Raw genomic sequence first — 16,037 nt, 5'->3', positions numbered from 1 at the left:
TAAGTTTAATTCCAGCCTATATTTTGTGCAAGATTGCTGTATTTGAGTACTTCGCTGTAGGGGATAGGACCGTAATTCATATAGGTTTCATAAAGTCTATTCTCTACAGGTATTTCGGTATAATTGTTATTGGTGATACTAATTCCCTTTGCGGCGACATTGATATCCATTTTCCAACGGCGGAGATCCCAAAACCGGAACCCTTCAAAACAAAGCTCCAGTCGGCGTTCGTTTCGGATCAGCTGCCGCATTTGATCTTTATTGTTTTTTACCTGCTCTAGGTAAGGATCGCCATTGTTGGCGCCTACACCTGCACGTCTGCGAATAGCTTTGATGATATCGTAGGCCGAGAACGTAAAGATGCCCATACCCGTAGGCCCCCAAGCTTCATTAGCCGCTTCGGCATAGGCCAGATACATTTCCGTCATGCGTATACGTGCATTGAAATGCATTTGCTGGGTAGAAGATGAAGGGTTGAGATTGACGTCCTGACGCAGGAGCTTTTTCAGGTAATAACCCGTCCGTGTGGATGTTTCGACTTTATTCAAGCCGTCATTTGTCGGACTATTGGCTGTCGTATTGATCGCTATATTGCTGACACCTGCTGTTGCACCATTGACAATGATATAGGTCTTCAATCGGGGATCCCGTTTATCGTAGGGATTGGCTTTATTGTAGGCCGAATTGGCATCGGCAATGGGATAACCATTCTCCATGGGGAAGGCATCGACCAGATTCTGCGTTGGGTTGAGCCGCCCTCTGCCGAATAAGGTGGGCGGAAAATGGTCTTGCTCCATGCTATTGCTATTTCCTTTGTCTGTACGCCAAAGAATTTCGGCCGGATTGGATCCGGAGGTTAAACCGTCGACCACTTCTTTATTGTACCAGGTAAATCCTTTGGGATCGATGCCACTGGCACCACCTTTGGCCTGGATGACCTCTCCTGCATAGGTAGCGGCTTGCTCCCAGGTCGTTTTACTGCCTTCACTATAGGCCGGACTTGCTGCTAATAACGCTGCTCTGGCACGAATAGCCTGGGCGATGCGTTTGGTCATCCGTAATTTGAATGTGGAGCCAAATACACGATTGTAATCATTAGCGTTTATGGATCCTGTATATTTGACCGGAACCTGGCTATCGTTACTGATATTTTCATAATCCATCGGCAATAAATCCTCTGCTTTTTTGACATCATCGTACAACTGTTGCATACAAGCTTCAAATGGAGCTCGAGGTTGATTGAAATCCGAATTGACGGTCTCGGGAGTCAAATGAATCGGTACGCCCAGTATTTCTCCTGTGCTTGACTTGCCGGCATGCGCCTGTAGGAGATGGAACATAAACAGCGCACGAAGGCCATAGGCTTCACCCTTCATCCGGTCGTTGAACAGGACGCTGACTTTTGGCTCCATAGCCCATTCGACCTGATCCGTTAAGGACAGAAAGTTGTTCAGATATTGTATGGCTGCATAACTGTTGCGCCATTGGTCAAAAGGGTTGTTTATACTTGTCCACTGGCCAGTTGCCGTTTTTAGAAAACTATTATTTTTATCGTTGCTCACCGCATTGTCGGTCGCGACGTCATCAAAGCTGTAGCTATTGCTGGGAATACGGTTGTACCCATTTAAAAGCAGTCCCTGGGCGTATAAAGGACGGCTATTGGCCGTTTCAATTTCAAGGTTATTCTCTAGAGCCGGCTCGAACATATCTTCGCAGGAAGAAAATAGCAGGCTGCTCAGGATAGCTATGGTTAATATTTTTTTCATCATTCTCATTTTAACTATTCATGATTAAAATAGAGCCTTTAGCCCGACGTTGAAGAATCGGGTTTGCGGCGCTTGTCCAATATTCAGTTGCATTGTTTCTTTTTCTTTTGCAATCATCAACAGATTGGATCCATTGGCATAGATTCCCAGTTCATGGATAAATTTGGAATTGAGTATACGTTTGGGAAAATCGTAGGAAAGCTGCACTTTGGACAGGTTGATGCGATCGGTCTTATATAGCCAAAAGTCTGAGCTTCGAAAGTTGTTATCACTATTGAAGGTGGTAAGGCGCGGATACGTTGCGGTTTCCTTGGTGGACTCTGTCCAGCGGTCACGGACGACCACCGAATATTTATCTTCCGCATCTACCCAAAAGTAAGAACTATTTTTCATGGCCTTGGCACCGAACTGGCCTGTAGCGGCAGCAAATAAGGTGAAGTTGTTCCATTTGACCGTAAGGTTGAGTCCAAGTGTAAGTGGCGATCCGGACCATCCACCTTTGCCCAGATAAACTTCATCGCGCGTATCAATCGTGCCGTCCCCATTTTGATCTTTATACTTCATATCACCGGGGTTTACTTCACCAAATGAAGAGAAGGCCGAATTGTCAATATCGGACTGGTTCATATAAAAACCATCGTGCTGTAAACCCCATAGTGCATCTAGCGGTTTTTCTGCTCTATTTTGATAACTAAACTGATAGAGTTCATCCCTTTTTACTGCCTTTGTCGTATAATACATCCCGTTGAAGCCCAGTGATACAAAAGTTTGGTTTATCTGTTTGTTCAGATTGATGCCAAAGTCGATACCCCGGCGTTCGTCACTGTTGTAATTGATGTAGGGGAGATCCGAGTAAACAGGCCAACCTGTCATAAAATACATTGGATATTGCGTTTCCGCTTGTACCAAACCGCCACTCATACGATTAAAAAAGTAAGAGGTATTGAAGGTGATCAGGTTATTGTAAAGTCCACCTTCAAGGTTGATGTTAAATTCCTTGCGTTTTGGAAATTTCATGTTTGGGTTGTCACCCCTCCGTCGGTCAAAAGAGTGTACTAATGCACCATCCGCCCAGCTATACCAAGCCCCGTTGTTGTAGGTATAATAGCCCTGATAAAGGAAATAATCGCTGATGTCCAGGTCGGTGTTTAAGATACCTGCCGAAGCGGATAACCTTAACTCATTGACAACGCTGCTATTGGCGAGAAAATTTTCTTCTGACAGGCGCCAGGCAAGGGCCAGTGTAGGGGAGAGGGCTCGCCTGTTTCCCTGCGGTAACTTCGCCGAATGGCTATAAGCGCTACTAAAGTCAACATAATATTTACCTGAATAGTTGTAACCTAGCTGTAGACCTAGGTTGGCGTTGCTGACTTTATGGTAGCTGCCGGAGGCAGCTACCTGAAACGCATTGGCCAATAGGATTGCCGAAACATGGTGGTTGCTACCATAGGTACGGTTAAAGTTTAGGGATCCATTAAGCCCGATGGTCTGCCGATAGGTGCTGCCGCTAATATTTTGGATGCCCGATATGCGGTCATCGCCATATTTTGTGAGGCCACTGATCTGATCTTTTCCGTCATAGTTGTTCCATGAAGCTTGATACACCGCATAATTGTTGTTGTAAGACTGATTGTAATTTGACTGATAGTCCACGGCGAGGTTGGTTTTGAACACCAGGCCTTCCAGGATATTTTTTAAGTCGAAATTCAAACCTGTATTAAACTGAAACTGCCGGTTGAGATAGCGGTTGGTGCCGCCTGCATAGACATTTGCAAAGGCATTAGTCTGGTCGAGCTGACTTCCCCCCAGGAGGTATTTGCCATCGATGAGAAAATTACTATTATTGACATACACCATCGAGTTGAGGTCGCCTTCCTCGATCATATCGATCGGGATGAGGGGAGAAAAGCGGTGTGGCCGTATGTTGGCCGCTGCCTCCCAATAGTTCGCATTCACCCCCTTTGAAACATAGAAACTGGCAGCAGCATCTACATTTAATGAGATGATGTCGCTGACTTTGACATCTATATTACCACGCATGTTAAATCTATTTGCACCACCATTTTTTTTCGCCTGCCCAAAGTTGAGCATGGATCCTTCTGACCAAAATCCAAAGTTGGTATAGTACTGCGCGCGCTGATTGCCGCCCGAAATTTCGGCAGTCGCATCGTAGCGGTTATAGTGATCTTTGATATAGTCCGATGAATAATAATCGACATTGGGGTAGCGAAAGGGATTTGTCCCGGCTGCATGCTGATAGATGGTTTCGGCACTGTAGAGTGGTGTTAGTCCATCATTTTGGCGGGCTTCATTATACAATGTCATATATTCTGCTGAGCCCAGGTATTTTGGATAACTGATCGCCGCATTGAGACCGGCATTAGCCCTGATTTTTATTTTCTGAGCACCGGCTTTTCCGCGTTTAGTCGTGATACTGATGACACCTTTGGCAGCTCTGCTACCATAAAGTGCGATGGCATTGACTCCTTTCAATACACTGATCTGCTCGATCTCTGTCGGCATAACATTATTAGCGTCGCGTGGAAATCCATCCACTAGGACCAAATAACCGCTCATCCCCCAGATATTACCGTTCGTGCCCCCGATATTGCTGTTGTAGCCTGGAATAAAGGCATCGAGATTTTCTAGACTGTAGGTGCTGTAGCTCTTGTCGAGCAATTGGGGGATATTGATAGCCTGGACATTTCCCATGAGGTCATTTTTCTGAACTTTACGGAAAGCGACTTGTACAAGCGCCGTACTGTCTATGCCGATACTGTCCTGAAGACCAGTTTTCGAAAATGTTGAAAGTGTATTTTTATATTGTCCAATGGTTGGATCAAGAGATTCTTTGGCCATCCCATCAAAGGCGGCTATCCAGCTTAATCCAAGACATAACGCTATTCTTAATTTTTTGTACTTCATTTTTTGAATGATTAAATGAAAAACTTGTTACCAGCCTGGGTTCTGATAGAACTCGGGATACATATTGACATCTCTGACCTTTAGTGGCAACCAGTAATGTTTACTCGTAAATTTGCGTTCCAAAATGATATTCTCCTGGATATTGACAACGCGATTTTGAGATGGATCTTGATTGTTAAATGTTCCTGCTCGATCAAACGAAACCGCTTTCTTTAAAGTGTAAGGCGATTCGGTCAACAACAACCAGCGACGCAGATCATTAAAGCGGTGCCCTTCGAAGGAAAGTTCCACAGCGCGTTCGCGACGTAGCTCGGGGAGCAGGGAGGCCGCGGAGCCGAGAAACTTGCTATCTACATGGCCCACGCCAGCGCGATCGCGCACGACATTGATTGCCTCAACAGCCGTTTTACCGTAATTGTCTGCTTTACCCGTGGCCGAATTGGAAGCCATTAGGACAGATTCGGCATACATCAGATAGACATCTGCAAGGCGCATATAAGGGACGTAAATATGAAGATTGGTACCATAGCTATAGGCTTGATCATATTTATTGGATGTTAAAGGGATAAATTTGCGTAAGACATAGCCGGTCTGACTGCCCGTGCGGGTATCCCGATAGCTTCCGCCTGTGTACAGATTGGCGTTGCGGTTTTTTTCTTCTGATGCCGACATATTTCCCTGAACGACTTTTGCACCGTCAAAAATAATGTCCTTGTAAAAGCGTGGATCCCGATCTTTCCAGGGATATTCGGCATTGTATCCAGACTCCGCATCGGACTGGGTAATGTCCTTGATCGGTAGGCCACTTTTCATGCCATAGTAGTCGACATAATTTGCGGTTGGATTAAACTTAAGGTCACCATCTCCAACCTCCAGTGGGATATATTGCTTGCTCGTTCCCCAGTTAGATACCCATGCATCAATATAAGGGCCTCTAAAAATAGCTTCTGTGCTGCCTGGCATAGCCCAGTTTTGCCCCGTTGTATAAAAGTTTAAATGGATGTTGGCCATGGGTACCAGCGCATAATTTGTCTGGCCGCTCTCAACAAGGGATAGCAATTCGCCAAAGGCTTGGGCAGCTTTTTTACAATAATCAGCCTGATAGGTTTTACTCCCGGTAGACTGAAAATTCATCAGTGGACTTCCAGCCCAAAGGTAGTTTTTGCCGAGATAGGCCAGCGCCATGATCTTATTGATGCGCAACTGGTTTTTGCCCAGTGTACGCTTTCCAGCGGTTGTATTGTCCCAGTCGATCGGTAAGAGGTCGGCCGCTTCTCTAAAATCGGCCGCGGCAAGATCCGCACAAGCCTGATAGCTAAGTCGTGGTAACCGAAGCTTTTCGTCGCTTGGAAGTACATAGTTTATATACGGCATACCGCCAAAATATTCCATCAGTCGGTGGTGAAACCAACCTCGGAAAAATAACAATTGACCCTTGATCAGGTTCTTTTCTTCTTGCGTAGCTTCGTTCAGTTTGTCGATATTTTCTAAGCCAAGGCTTATTTTCCGAAGGCCAAACCAGGCGGCGCTCCATAGATCGCGGAAGGCACGGTTGGCGAATACATCGTCGTTTCTGGTGGTAAAATCTCCCTGATCCATCCAACCAGCACCCCAGCCATCAGATTCCCTTTGCCAACCCCAAAAATTGCCTTGGTCTATTTTGTTTACGAAATGAAAATTGTTTGCTGTGGAGGTTATTTCATCTTCCCCCCAATTCCAGGAGTTGGTCCAGTAGTTGTTGCTGAAATTGACTACGCAATTGTAAAGTTCCTCAGTATAACCCTGGAAGTTTATAAAGTTTTTAAATGCTTCTTTGGACGATACATTGGACTGTTCCTCTTTATCGAGATATTTATTGCAGGAGAGTAATGATGTAGACGACCAGAGCACACCAGTTATAAAGATTACCTTGAAATATTTTTTCATCTGTCTAATTGCTTTAAAAAGTAATGTTTGCACCTAGATTAAACCGTTTTACAGTAGGATAAGCTCCTTGAGATGCCCAACCTGTACCGGCGTAATTGGATTCTCGGTCATCGGGCATTTTCGACCAGAAGACCAGGTTGTTACCATTTACGAATAGGCGAAGGTTTTGAAGCCCCAAGCGCTTGATCATACTGGATTCCCGGTTAAAATTGTAGGCAATTTCAGCTGTCTTCAATCGGATGTATGAGCCATCAAACATATACCTGTTGCCAGGGGTGTAACTGCTCGATTGAGATAGCCATCGTGGGAGTGGCACATCGGCATTAATATTGTCCTTTGACCAATAAGAACCTTCATCGTAGGCCAGATTAAGCTGTCCCGAGAAACTATTGAAGACAACCTGACGAGTGACATTATTGACGGCATACCATTGTGTCATTACACTGAAATTATTCCAGTCAAACCCAATCGTACAATTGTATGTGTTTTGTGGAACAGAGGGAAAGGCATATGGAATATTGTCCTTGGCATCAATAATACCATCACCGTTATAATCCAGGATGTGATAATTGCCAGGGAGCTTAGCAAGGTCATTGCTTTCGTGTATGGTGCTGCCATAAAGTTCATCCCAGGTATTGTAATACCCGGAGCTAACATAGGAATAGGTTTGACTCACCTGCTTATTGTCCGGTTTCTGATATTCCGGAAGCAATTCTGGAGCATCAGCATTGATGACTTTGTCCTTGGCATGGGTAAAATTAATATCTGCCCATATTCGCCAATTGGGGTTAAGTTGCTTATTGAATTTCAGTTCGACTTCATAACCTTTATTTTCTACCTCTCCGAGGTTGGCCGTTGGGGCCTCAACGCCGAAATAGGAGGGAATAGACCTTCCGCCACCCGTGATAAGTACATTCGTCCTATGATCTTTGAAGAAGTCTACCTTTCCAGAAATCTGTCCGTTGAACAGTCCAAAGTCCACCCCGAAGTTTAACTTCTTAACTTTTTCCCAGCGGATATTTGGGTTTCCAAGCACATTTTCTTTATACCAGATGTATGGACTGGTATTTCCATCGGAGTAAGAAAACCGACCGTCGACACCCATTCCTGAAGTACCACCGTAAGCCCATTGCGTTAAATAAAGAAATTGTCCACCACCACTATCGTCGCCAATATCCCCATAAGAGCCACGCAGCTTTAATGTGTTCAAAAAGGATAAAGGTTTCATAAACTCTTCTTCCGAAACTAACCAGCCGATACCACCTGAATTAAAAAAGGCAAATCTGTTTTCAGGAGCGAATTTCTCCGATCCTGTATATGCGCCATTATACTCGAGCATATATTTGTTTTTATAATTGTAGGTGGTACGGAACACCCAGTCTTCCCGATAGGATGGAACGGTGCTCCCTCTTCCGTATTGATTGCGGTTAACTAAACCCATAGCTGAAATATTGTGGTTTTTAGCCAAGGTAGTTGCATAATTTAATTGCAACTGATAAAATAATCTCCTGTACGTGAGTGCGTTGTTTACGGTTCCTCCTTCTATCGTCCAGTCAATACCTTCGGCAAAATCAAATCTATTGGTTCCATCAAAAGGTATTTGATAGGTTGGAAGTCCGGTTTTGGGATCTATCCACTTGCTTTGGGTGCTATTATTGGCATCATTGATACCACGCCTGCCCTCTACAAATGTATTATCCAAAGAGATTGTTCCGCGGAGATTAAGACCTTTTGTTAGAAATTTGAGGTCCTGTTCGAGCGTAAAATCTGTTGTGATACGACTTGTCGTAATATACTCGGTTCCGCTTATAGCCAATACACGGGCAGAGTTTATGCCGGCATTTGGGTTTGGCGCATTGAACCCCCAGGTACCATCTGAATAACGTGGATAGATAACATCCGGTGCGACGGTGTAAGCTGCAATCCAATAGGAATAATCGTTTCCACCACCAAATGGGCTTTTTCGGACACCACGTGAACCTGCAAGATTTGTTGAAAACTTGGTTGTTGGCGTAAGTTGGAAATCTAGATTCGAACGCACATTAAGACGATTAAATCCGTAGCCGGCTTTATAACCCCGTGCGTTTTCAAACTGGCGAAATAGATCACCTTCATACAGATAATCCGCGTTGGCAAAGTATTTGACAAATGGGGTCCCCCCAGCAATATTAACACTGCTATTTTGCGAAAATGCTTGGCTTCTAAAGAGTTCTTTTGCCCAGTCGGTATTTACATAACGCTCACGTTCGGTTTGATCGGCCGGGAAACGGTATTTATTGATAATATCCTGCGGTGAATAATCGGCCCAACTTGCAGGGTTGATACCCAATTCATACTCAATCACTTTATTACGTAGCATCAATGCATCGTACGAATCCATTTTACCCGGTAGTTGTGAAACAGTTTTAACGATATTGTTGACGGTACCACGTATGAGCATTTGCCCTTCTTTACCGCGTTTGGTAGTGATCAAGATAACCCCATTTGCTCCTCTGACACCATAAACAGCGGTAGCCGATGCGTCTTTGAGTACTGAAATCGTTTCGATAGAACTGATGTCAACTGCTGATAAAGGTCGCTCGACACCATCGACCATCACCAGCGGATCTGTGTTGTTCCAGGTACTGCGGCCCCGAATGACAATACGCGGGTCTTCCTCGCCGGGCATTCCCGTACTTGCGGTAGTGATCACGCCCGGTACATTGCCCGTTAAGGCTGCACCTACACTGGATACGCCTCCGGCGCGCTCCAGGATTTTTCCCGAAGTTTGGGCAATAGCACCCACAACTGTTTCTTTCTTTTGCCGACCGTATCCTACAACGATGGTTTCTTCTATTTCAAGAGTTCTATCAGTCAATTGGACTTCTATCGTAGTTTTCTGAGCAATATCAACCTCGGCCTGATTATAGCCTAGTTTGGAAATGGTCAGTAGATTTTTATCGGCAGGGACCTGAAGTGTAAAGGTACCCTCATCATCACTGGAAGTTGCCAAAGACGTGCCTTTTAATTTTATTGAGGCACCGCTTACGCGCTTATGGTTGCCGTCAACAATAACACCCTTTATTTGTCTTTTAGCCTGGGCAAGTAATGTTGACTGTCCAACAAAAATAAAGAGCAACAGTAAATAGAATGGTCTAGCTATACCCCATAGCTTCTTCCAATGCCTTACAAGAGTGATACTAAATGTAGTCATCATAGCATTTGTGGATTGATAAATAGGTTTAAAAATTCGTTGGTTAATTTGTTTGTAATTGGTTGGTATGGTAGCACCACAGGTTATTTTTGATCATAATGGATCATAGATTATGGATCATCCAATGTTGTCATATGCTTTAAATAATAATTGGTTAATGTTTTACTTTGAAAATTTAGCAACCGGTTGCATTTTCGGCTGTTGACTATCCTGCTTGGAATACCATTTCAAAGCGGTTTATAATTGTACATCAAAACTAGCTAATGAAAAATTGGGGGGATAGCAAGAATGTTTAAATGAAGGATAAGAATGTCAAATATGTTCGATTATGGGTACAAATCGTTCTTGAGACTCGTTGGATCAGGATTAATTTAATAAATTAGTGACAGTACACGACGTTATTTTTTATAGCGAAGATGACACCTAAATATATGACACGAACTTTACTGCTATTATGCTTAGCATTGCTAACATTTTTTTCCTATGGGCAGAATCAGCCTGCTACATTTCAACGGTATTCGTCGAAAGATGGACTTTCCTCCAATACCATCTATAGCATTTATCGCGATGGTGATGGTTTTCTCTGGTTGGGAACAGAAGATGGACTTAATCGCTTTGACGGCCGCCATTACAATGTCTATCGTTATGACGCAGACAAAGAAAACAGTTTGATGGCTAATCATATTTCGGCGCTCTGTGAAGATAAAAAAGGTCGGATTTGGATTGGCACAAATGGTGGTGGCTTGAGTTATTACGATCGTGAGGCTGACCGCATTCGTTCGTATAATCTCACTCCAGACGGTAAATGGCTTAGTACAGCTATAAATGCAATTGATAAAGATGCAGATGGAAATATTTGGATCGCCTCCTATGGGGCATTATCTATTTTAGATGTTAACGACCTCCAAAAAAAATCTGATCCAAAATATAAATATGTTATCCAGACCTTTGCAGGAAAAGTGACCAGTTGCGTCTTTCGGGATAGACAAAATAATATGTGGGTTTCATCGGAAAATGCTGTTTTTCGAATTTCAAAGGATCTAAAAACGGTAAAGCGTTTTGAGGTTCTTTCTGAACAAGAAGGTTACGGAAATGGAATTGAAATGACCTCCATCATAGAAGATGATAAAGGCCGCATCTGGATAGGTTCGATGCTCGGACTTAAATACCTCAATCCGGGCGAGCTCCACTTCAATAAGTTTATTGCACAGCAGGGCAAAGGAAATCTGAGCAGCCCACGTATATATACCATGTGTTATAGTGAAAAGCAGGGATTATGGATCGGGACAGATAACGGGCTCGATGTGCTTAATACAAAAGATCTTACAATCCGTACCTTTAGGCCTGATCCAAGCAATGTGCATAGCTTATCACATAAATCTATCCGATCTATATTCGCTGATAACAGTGGCATTTATTGGATAGGTACATTTCAAGGGGGCTTGAATAAGTACGATACCAACTTAAGCCAATTTAGGTTAAAGAGTTTAGACTTCTTGGAGGGAATGACCGGTGATCCTGCTATGATAACCTCATTTGCTGCTTATCAAAACAAGATTTTTCTGGGTGTTGATGGTGGAGGTGTTTGGCAATACGATAGGAAAACAGATGGAATCTCATCGGTGAAACTATCCGCTAGCCTGCCTTCGGATCTTACTGTATTGGCTTTGGAAAGAAAACTCGATCAACTTTGGATCGGTACCTATCAACAGGGGGTACTTTGTTATGATCTTATGACTGGAAGTTTAAAGCGATATACGGCTGGCACAAAGGAGATTAATTTAAATAATAATGATGTTTTTTGCCTAAAAAGTGATTTTGAAGGAAATGTTTGGGTAGGGACCAACGGTGGTGGCATCAATGTCATTCAAAAAGGCACCGGCATTGTAAAGAAATATAGAAGGGATGATGGCGGAGTAGATGGAGTCCAGCTGCCCGGCAATTTTATACGTGCCCTGGAAGAGGACCAAAGTCACCATATGTGGATAGGTACTTATGGGGCAGGGCTTGTCATGTATAATCCCCTGACCAAGCGAACAACAACTTTTGATAAAGCACATAATAAACTGCCTAGCAATTACATACTGGCAGTGCATAGCGACAAAAATGGAAACCTGTGGGTGGGGACCAATGGCAATGGCGTAGGGATACTCCGAAAAGGAAAAACACAATTTGAAACCCTTTCTGAAAAAGATGGCCTAGCGAATGGTGCGATACAGAGTATCGTCGAAGACGATAAAGGACGGATGTGGTTTTCAACGAATAAAGGGTTAAGCTGTTATGCTCCATCGGAAAACAAATTTAAAAACTACTCAAATGCGGTGGGATTACAGGAGGGCGCTTTTATGCTCGGTGCATCCCTAAAGACCGCCGACGGGGAAATATACTTTGGTGGACAAAAGGGTTTTAATCATTTTTATCCGGCGCACCTAAAGACAAATAGCAATCCTGCTAAAGTGGCTCTGACTGACCTAAAAATTGACAATGTCAGCATTCAACCCGCAGATAAAGGACCAATACAACAGTCGTTGTTGACCGCAGATCGTATTCAGTTAAAGTATAAACAAAATTTTTCAATTTCTTTTGCGGCATTAAATCTTACCGTGCCCGAGGATAATCAATATGAGTATCGGCTGGTTGGCTTTGATAAAAACTGGATTCGGAATGGGAAAGAAAATAATGCTTATTATACCAATCTGGATCCCGGAGATTATATCTTCCAGGTGCGTGCCAGCAATAATGACGGAATTTGGAACAAGGAAATCAAATCCATTGCCATACACGTTGCCCCACCATTCTGGCGTACAGTTTATGCCTATATTTTTTATGTGCTTGCAATAGCGGGAACACTGTGGTGGATGCGGCATCGCGGAATACAAAAATTAAAACAAAAATTTGCCATCGAACAGGAGCGTATAGAGGCAAAACAACTTATTGAACAGCAGAGAAGAGATGCCGAAACCAAACATCAGCTTGATGCGATGAAAATAAAGTTTTTAACAAATTTAAGCCATGAATTCCGTACGCCAATTTCATTGATCATGGGGCCTATTGATGCCTTGGTTTCCAAAAATAAGGATAGTAAACTGGGGGATCAGCTTGCGCTCATCAGAAGAAATGCGCGAAGATTGTTAAATCTCGTAAATCAGCTGCTTGATTTCAGAAAAATGGAGTACCACGAGCTGAAACTGCAGGATGAAGATGGCGAATTGGTATCTTTTGTGCAGGAAACGTATCGATCATTTCAGGATATGGCACTGCAAAAGGGGATAGATTACTCTTTTTTGCCTTGCCAAGAGAAGGTATATTGCCGTTTCGACCGCAATAAAGTCGAACGCATTCTATTTAATCTAATCTATAACGCCTTTAAATTCACAAAGAAGGGCGGTGATATCGCAGTAAGTATATCATCAGTAAACATGGCGGACCAAAAAATACATGTCTATCTGGAGGTACGGGACACAGGAATCGGAATTCCTCAGCAGTTGCACGAATCTATATTTGAGAGTTTTTTTCAATATGACAATGATGGCAAGGTTGCTAGCCAGGGTTCGGGCATTGGTCTATCGATCGCGCAGTCATTTGTACAAATGTACAATGGAAAGATCGCGGTGGACAGCCAGCCAGCAAAAGGCAGTGTGTTCACATTTGATCTATGGTTAGATCCTGCAGAGCAGGATCATGAAATCCCATTCGAACAGGAGATCATTACTTCAGCCGAGCCCATTGAAGTGAGACAGAATCCACTTGTGCTGATTATCGAAGATGATGAAGATTTCAGGTATTATCTCAAAGAATCCTTAAGTGAATACTATCAGATCATTGAGGCTACTAATGGGAAAGACGGTTGGCAAAAGGCCCTTTTTCATCACCCTGACCTTGTCGTAAGCGATGTACAAATGCCTTATCTCAACGGAATGGAATTTTCACAGAAATTGGCGCAGGACAAGCGCACAAAACATATCCCTGTCGTATTATTGACCGCTTCACAGGTAGATAATGGACTTGTCTGCGGATTGGAATCCGGTGCGGTAGGTTACCTTACAAAACCTTTTGATATGCAAGTTCTTGTTGCAAAGGTCAATAGTTTGCTCCAGTTAAATCAAGCATTTAAAGAAGTTTATAGTAAGCAGGTGTCAATTGTAGCTCCCGAATTGACCGTCGTCTCCGAAAAGGATAAGTTTTTGCAAAAAGTATTGAACTACGTCCACGATAATATCGATAACCCACAATTGTCGGTTGAGGCACTGAGTAGCCACACCTCAATGAGTAGAGCGTCTTTGTACAATAAACTACTGGAACTTACAGGAATGTCACCTGTAGATTTTATCCGCTCAGTAAAACTGGAGAAGGCCGCGAGCTTGCTGGAGAAAAGTGATAAGTCCATTTCTGAAATTGCCTACGAAACGGGATTCGCAAATCCGAACTATTTTACCAAGGTCTTCAAAGCAAAATATCAGATGACGCCAAGTGAATATATTCATTCGCAAAAATGTACTTCGATATAACAGCCATATAATTGCTGTATAAATAGCTGTTTTAGGTGCTATTTTTCGGAAGGGTAATTTGTTTTATACATTTTTACCCTTCTTTTTTTTATTTGTTGCAATCCTCACTTATGGAAAACGATAGTTTTGTCTTATAACCAATCACCAGAGAACTGGTGACTATTCAACTAATCAATTTAAAAAATGAAATTTTTTATCGATACAGCAAGTCTCAGTGAGATTCGTATAGCTCAAAATTTAGGGATATTGGATGGTGTGACCACCAACCCTTCACTGATGGCTAAAGAGGGAATCACAGGGACAGAAAATATCCACGCTCATTACCGCGCAATCTGTAGCATCGTCGAAGGCGATGTCAGTGCAGAAGTGATTTCGACCGATTATAACTCCATGATTGAAGAAGGTTTGCTATTGGCGGCCTTAGATCAAAAAATCGTTGTTAAGGTCCCGATGACTGAGGATGGTATTAAAGCGATCAAATATTTTAATACCCATCAGATTAAAACGAACTGTACTTTGATCTTTTCTGCCGGGCAGGCACTTTTGGCTGCCAAGGCTGGCGCCACATATGTATCGCCATTTGTTGGAAGGCTTGATGATATATCTGTCGATGGTTTGGCCTTGATTCGTGAAATACGTACGATCTATGATAATTATGATTTTCCGACGCAGATTTTAGCAGCTTCGGTTCGTCATAGTGCCCATATCTTAGGCTGTGCTAAAATTGGCGCAGATGTAATGACCGGGCCTTTACAGGCTATATATGCATTATTGAAACATCCCTTGACCGATAGTGGACTGGCGCAATTTTTAGCGGATCATAAACGTGTGGCTACACAAATTAATAAATGAGATGGTGATGATTAAAAATAGTGTACACAATTTAGAGGCGATCGTTGCGCAAGTGCGGCGGGATATCGTCCGTATGGTTCATGGTTGTCAATCTGGGCATCCCGGTGGATCGCTGGGTTGTACCGAATTATTGGTCTGCCTGTATTTCGAATTGATGCAGCGAAATGAACAATTTGATTTAAATGGGTCCGGAGAAGATCTGTTTTTCCTTTCCAACGGGCATATATCGCCCGTGTTTTACAGTGTACTGGCGCGCGCAGGATATTTTCCCATTGATGAACTTGCAACATTCAGAAAACTCAATTCGCGTTTGCAGGGCCACCCAACGACCCACGAAGGTTTACCGGGTATCCGTATTGCTTCGGGATCATTGGGACAGGGGCTTTCCGTATCGATCGGAGCTGCTCAAGCCAAAAAATTGAACAACGATAACCGATTGGTATATGTGCTTATGGGGGACGGCGAATTACAAGAGGGCCAGATCTGGGAAGCAGCCATGTATGCAGCTCACAATAGAATAGACAACTTGATTGCGATAGTGGATTATAACGGCGCTCAGATTGATGGGGCTACTAACGATGTGCTCTCACTGGGCGACTTACCGGGCAAATGGATAGCATTTGGTTGGAAGGTTATTGAAGTTAGGCGCGGCAACGACATCAGCTCGGTCATCGCCGGTTTGAGAAAAGCTCAGGATGCTACCAAAAGACGATTTCCGGTCATGGTATTGTTGCACACCGAAATGGGTAATGGTGTCGACTTTATGATGGGCTCGCACAAATGGCATGGGATAGCGCCAAATGATGCACAATTGGCATCGGCGTTGAATCAGAATACCGAGACATTGGGAGACTATATCGCTTAAGA

Annotated in this window: 7 protein-coding genes; 3 read left to right on the top strand and 4 right to left on the bottom strand. The window is 43.4% G+C overall.

The features are described 5' to 3' along the window. Positions 1 to 5 precede the first annotated feature (5 nt). The 4 genes from OGI71_RS05855 to OGI71_RS05840 are packed head-to-tail and all read right to left on the bottom strand — an operon-like array spanning position 6 to position 9,813. Positions 6 to 1,769: a RagB/SusD family nutrient uptake outer membrane protein gene (locus tag OGI71_RS05855; RefSeq protein ID WP_282254443.1), complete on the bottom strand. Its 1,764-nt coding sequence runs from the start codon at positions 1,767 to 1,769 to the stop codon at positions 6 to 8. Positions 1,770 to 1,790: 21 nt separating this feature from the next. Beyond that, the gene (locus OGI71_RS05850) at positions 1,791 to 4,691 is read right to left on the bottom strand and encodes a SusC/RagA family TonB-linked outer membrane protein (RefSeq protein ID WP_282254442.1); all 2,901 of its coding nucleotides are present in this window, start codon (positions 4,689 to 4,691) and stop codon (positions 1,791 to 1,793) included. Positions 4,692 to 4,718: 27 nt separating this feature from the next. Beyond that, positions 4,719 to 6,617, bottom strand: coding sequence for a RagB/SusD family nutrient uptake outer membrane protein (locus OGI71_RS05845; RefSeq protein ID WP_282254441.1), 1,899 nt, complete (start codon positions 6,615 to 6,617; stop codon positions 4,719 to 4,721). Positions 6,618 to 6,630: 13 nt separating this feature from the next. Next, positions 6,631 to 9,813 (bottom strand): SusC/RagA family TonB-linked outer membrane protein, encoded by a 3,183-nt coding sequence (locus tag OGI71_RS05840; protein ID WP_282254440.1) that lies wholly within the window; start codon positions 9,811 to 9,813, stop codon positions 6,631 to 6,633. A gap of 428 nt (positions 9,814 to 10,241) precedes the next feature. Between OGI71_RS05840 and OGI71_RS05835 the strand changes: the two genes are divergently transcribed. From OGI71_RS05835 to OGI71_RS05825, 3 genes are all read left to right on the top strand, one after another. Continuing rightward, on the top strand, positions 10,242 to 14,318 hold the full coding sequence (locus tag OGI71_RS05835; protein ID WP_282254439.1) for a hybrid sensor histidine kinase/response regulator transcription factor: 4,077 nt from the start codon (positions 10,242 to 10,244) through the stop codon (positions 14,316 to 14,318). 183 nt (positions 14,319 to 14,501) lie between these two features. Continuing rightward, a complete protein-coding gene (fsa, locus tag OGI71_RS05830; protein ID WP_282254438.1) occupies positions 14,502 to 15,170 on the top strand; it encodes a fructose-6-phosphate aldolase in 669 nt (222 codons plus the stop codon). Between the two features lie 10 nt (positions 15,171 to 15,180). Continuing rightward, positions 15,181 to 16,035 (top strand): transketolase, encoded by an 855-nt coding sequence (locus OGI71_RS05825; protein ID WP_282256130.1) that lies wholly within the window; start codon positions 15,181 to 15,183, stop codon positions 16,033 to 16,035. The last annotated feature ends 2 nt before the right edge of the window (positions 16,036 to 16,037 follow it).

Source organism: Sphingobacterium sp. ML3W, assembly GCF_029542085.1.
Classification (GTDB): Bacteria; Bacteroidota; Bacteroidia; order Sphingobacteriales; family Sphingobacteriaceae; genus Sphingobacterium.
The sequence above is the reverse complement of the archived record's forward strand: the minus strand, read 5'-3'. Positions and strand labels throughout refer to the sequence as shown.

Excerpts from the sequence above, each read along its gene's own strand:
- OGI71_RS05855 (WP_282254443.1), bottom strand. The coding sequence starts at position 1,769 with ATGATGAAAAAAATATTAACCATAGCTATCCTGAGCAGCCTGCTATTT.
- OGI71_RS05850 (WP_282254442.1), bottom strand. The coding sequence starts at position 4,691 with ATGAAGTACAAAAAATTAAGAATAGCGTTATGTCTTGGATTAAGCTGG.
- OGI71_RS05845 (WP_282254441.1), bottom strand. The coding sequence starts at position 6,617 with ATGAAAAAATATTTCAAGGTAATCTTTATAACTGGTGTGCTCTGGTCG.
- OGI71_RS05840 (WP_282254440.1), bottom strand. The coding sequence starts at position 9,813 with ATGATGACTACATTTAGTATCACTCTTGTAAGGCATTGGAAGAAGCTA.
- OGI71_RS05835 (WP_282254439.1), top strand. The coding sequence starts at position 10,242 with ATGACACGAACTTTACTGCTATTATGCTTAGCATTGCTAACATTTTTT.
- fsa (WP_282254438.1), top strand. The coding sequence starts at position 14,502 with ATGAAATTTTTTATCGATACAGCAAGTCTCAGTGAGATTCGTATAGCT.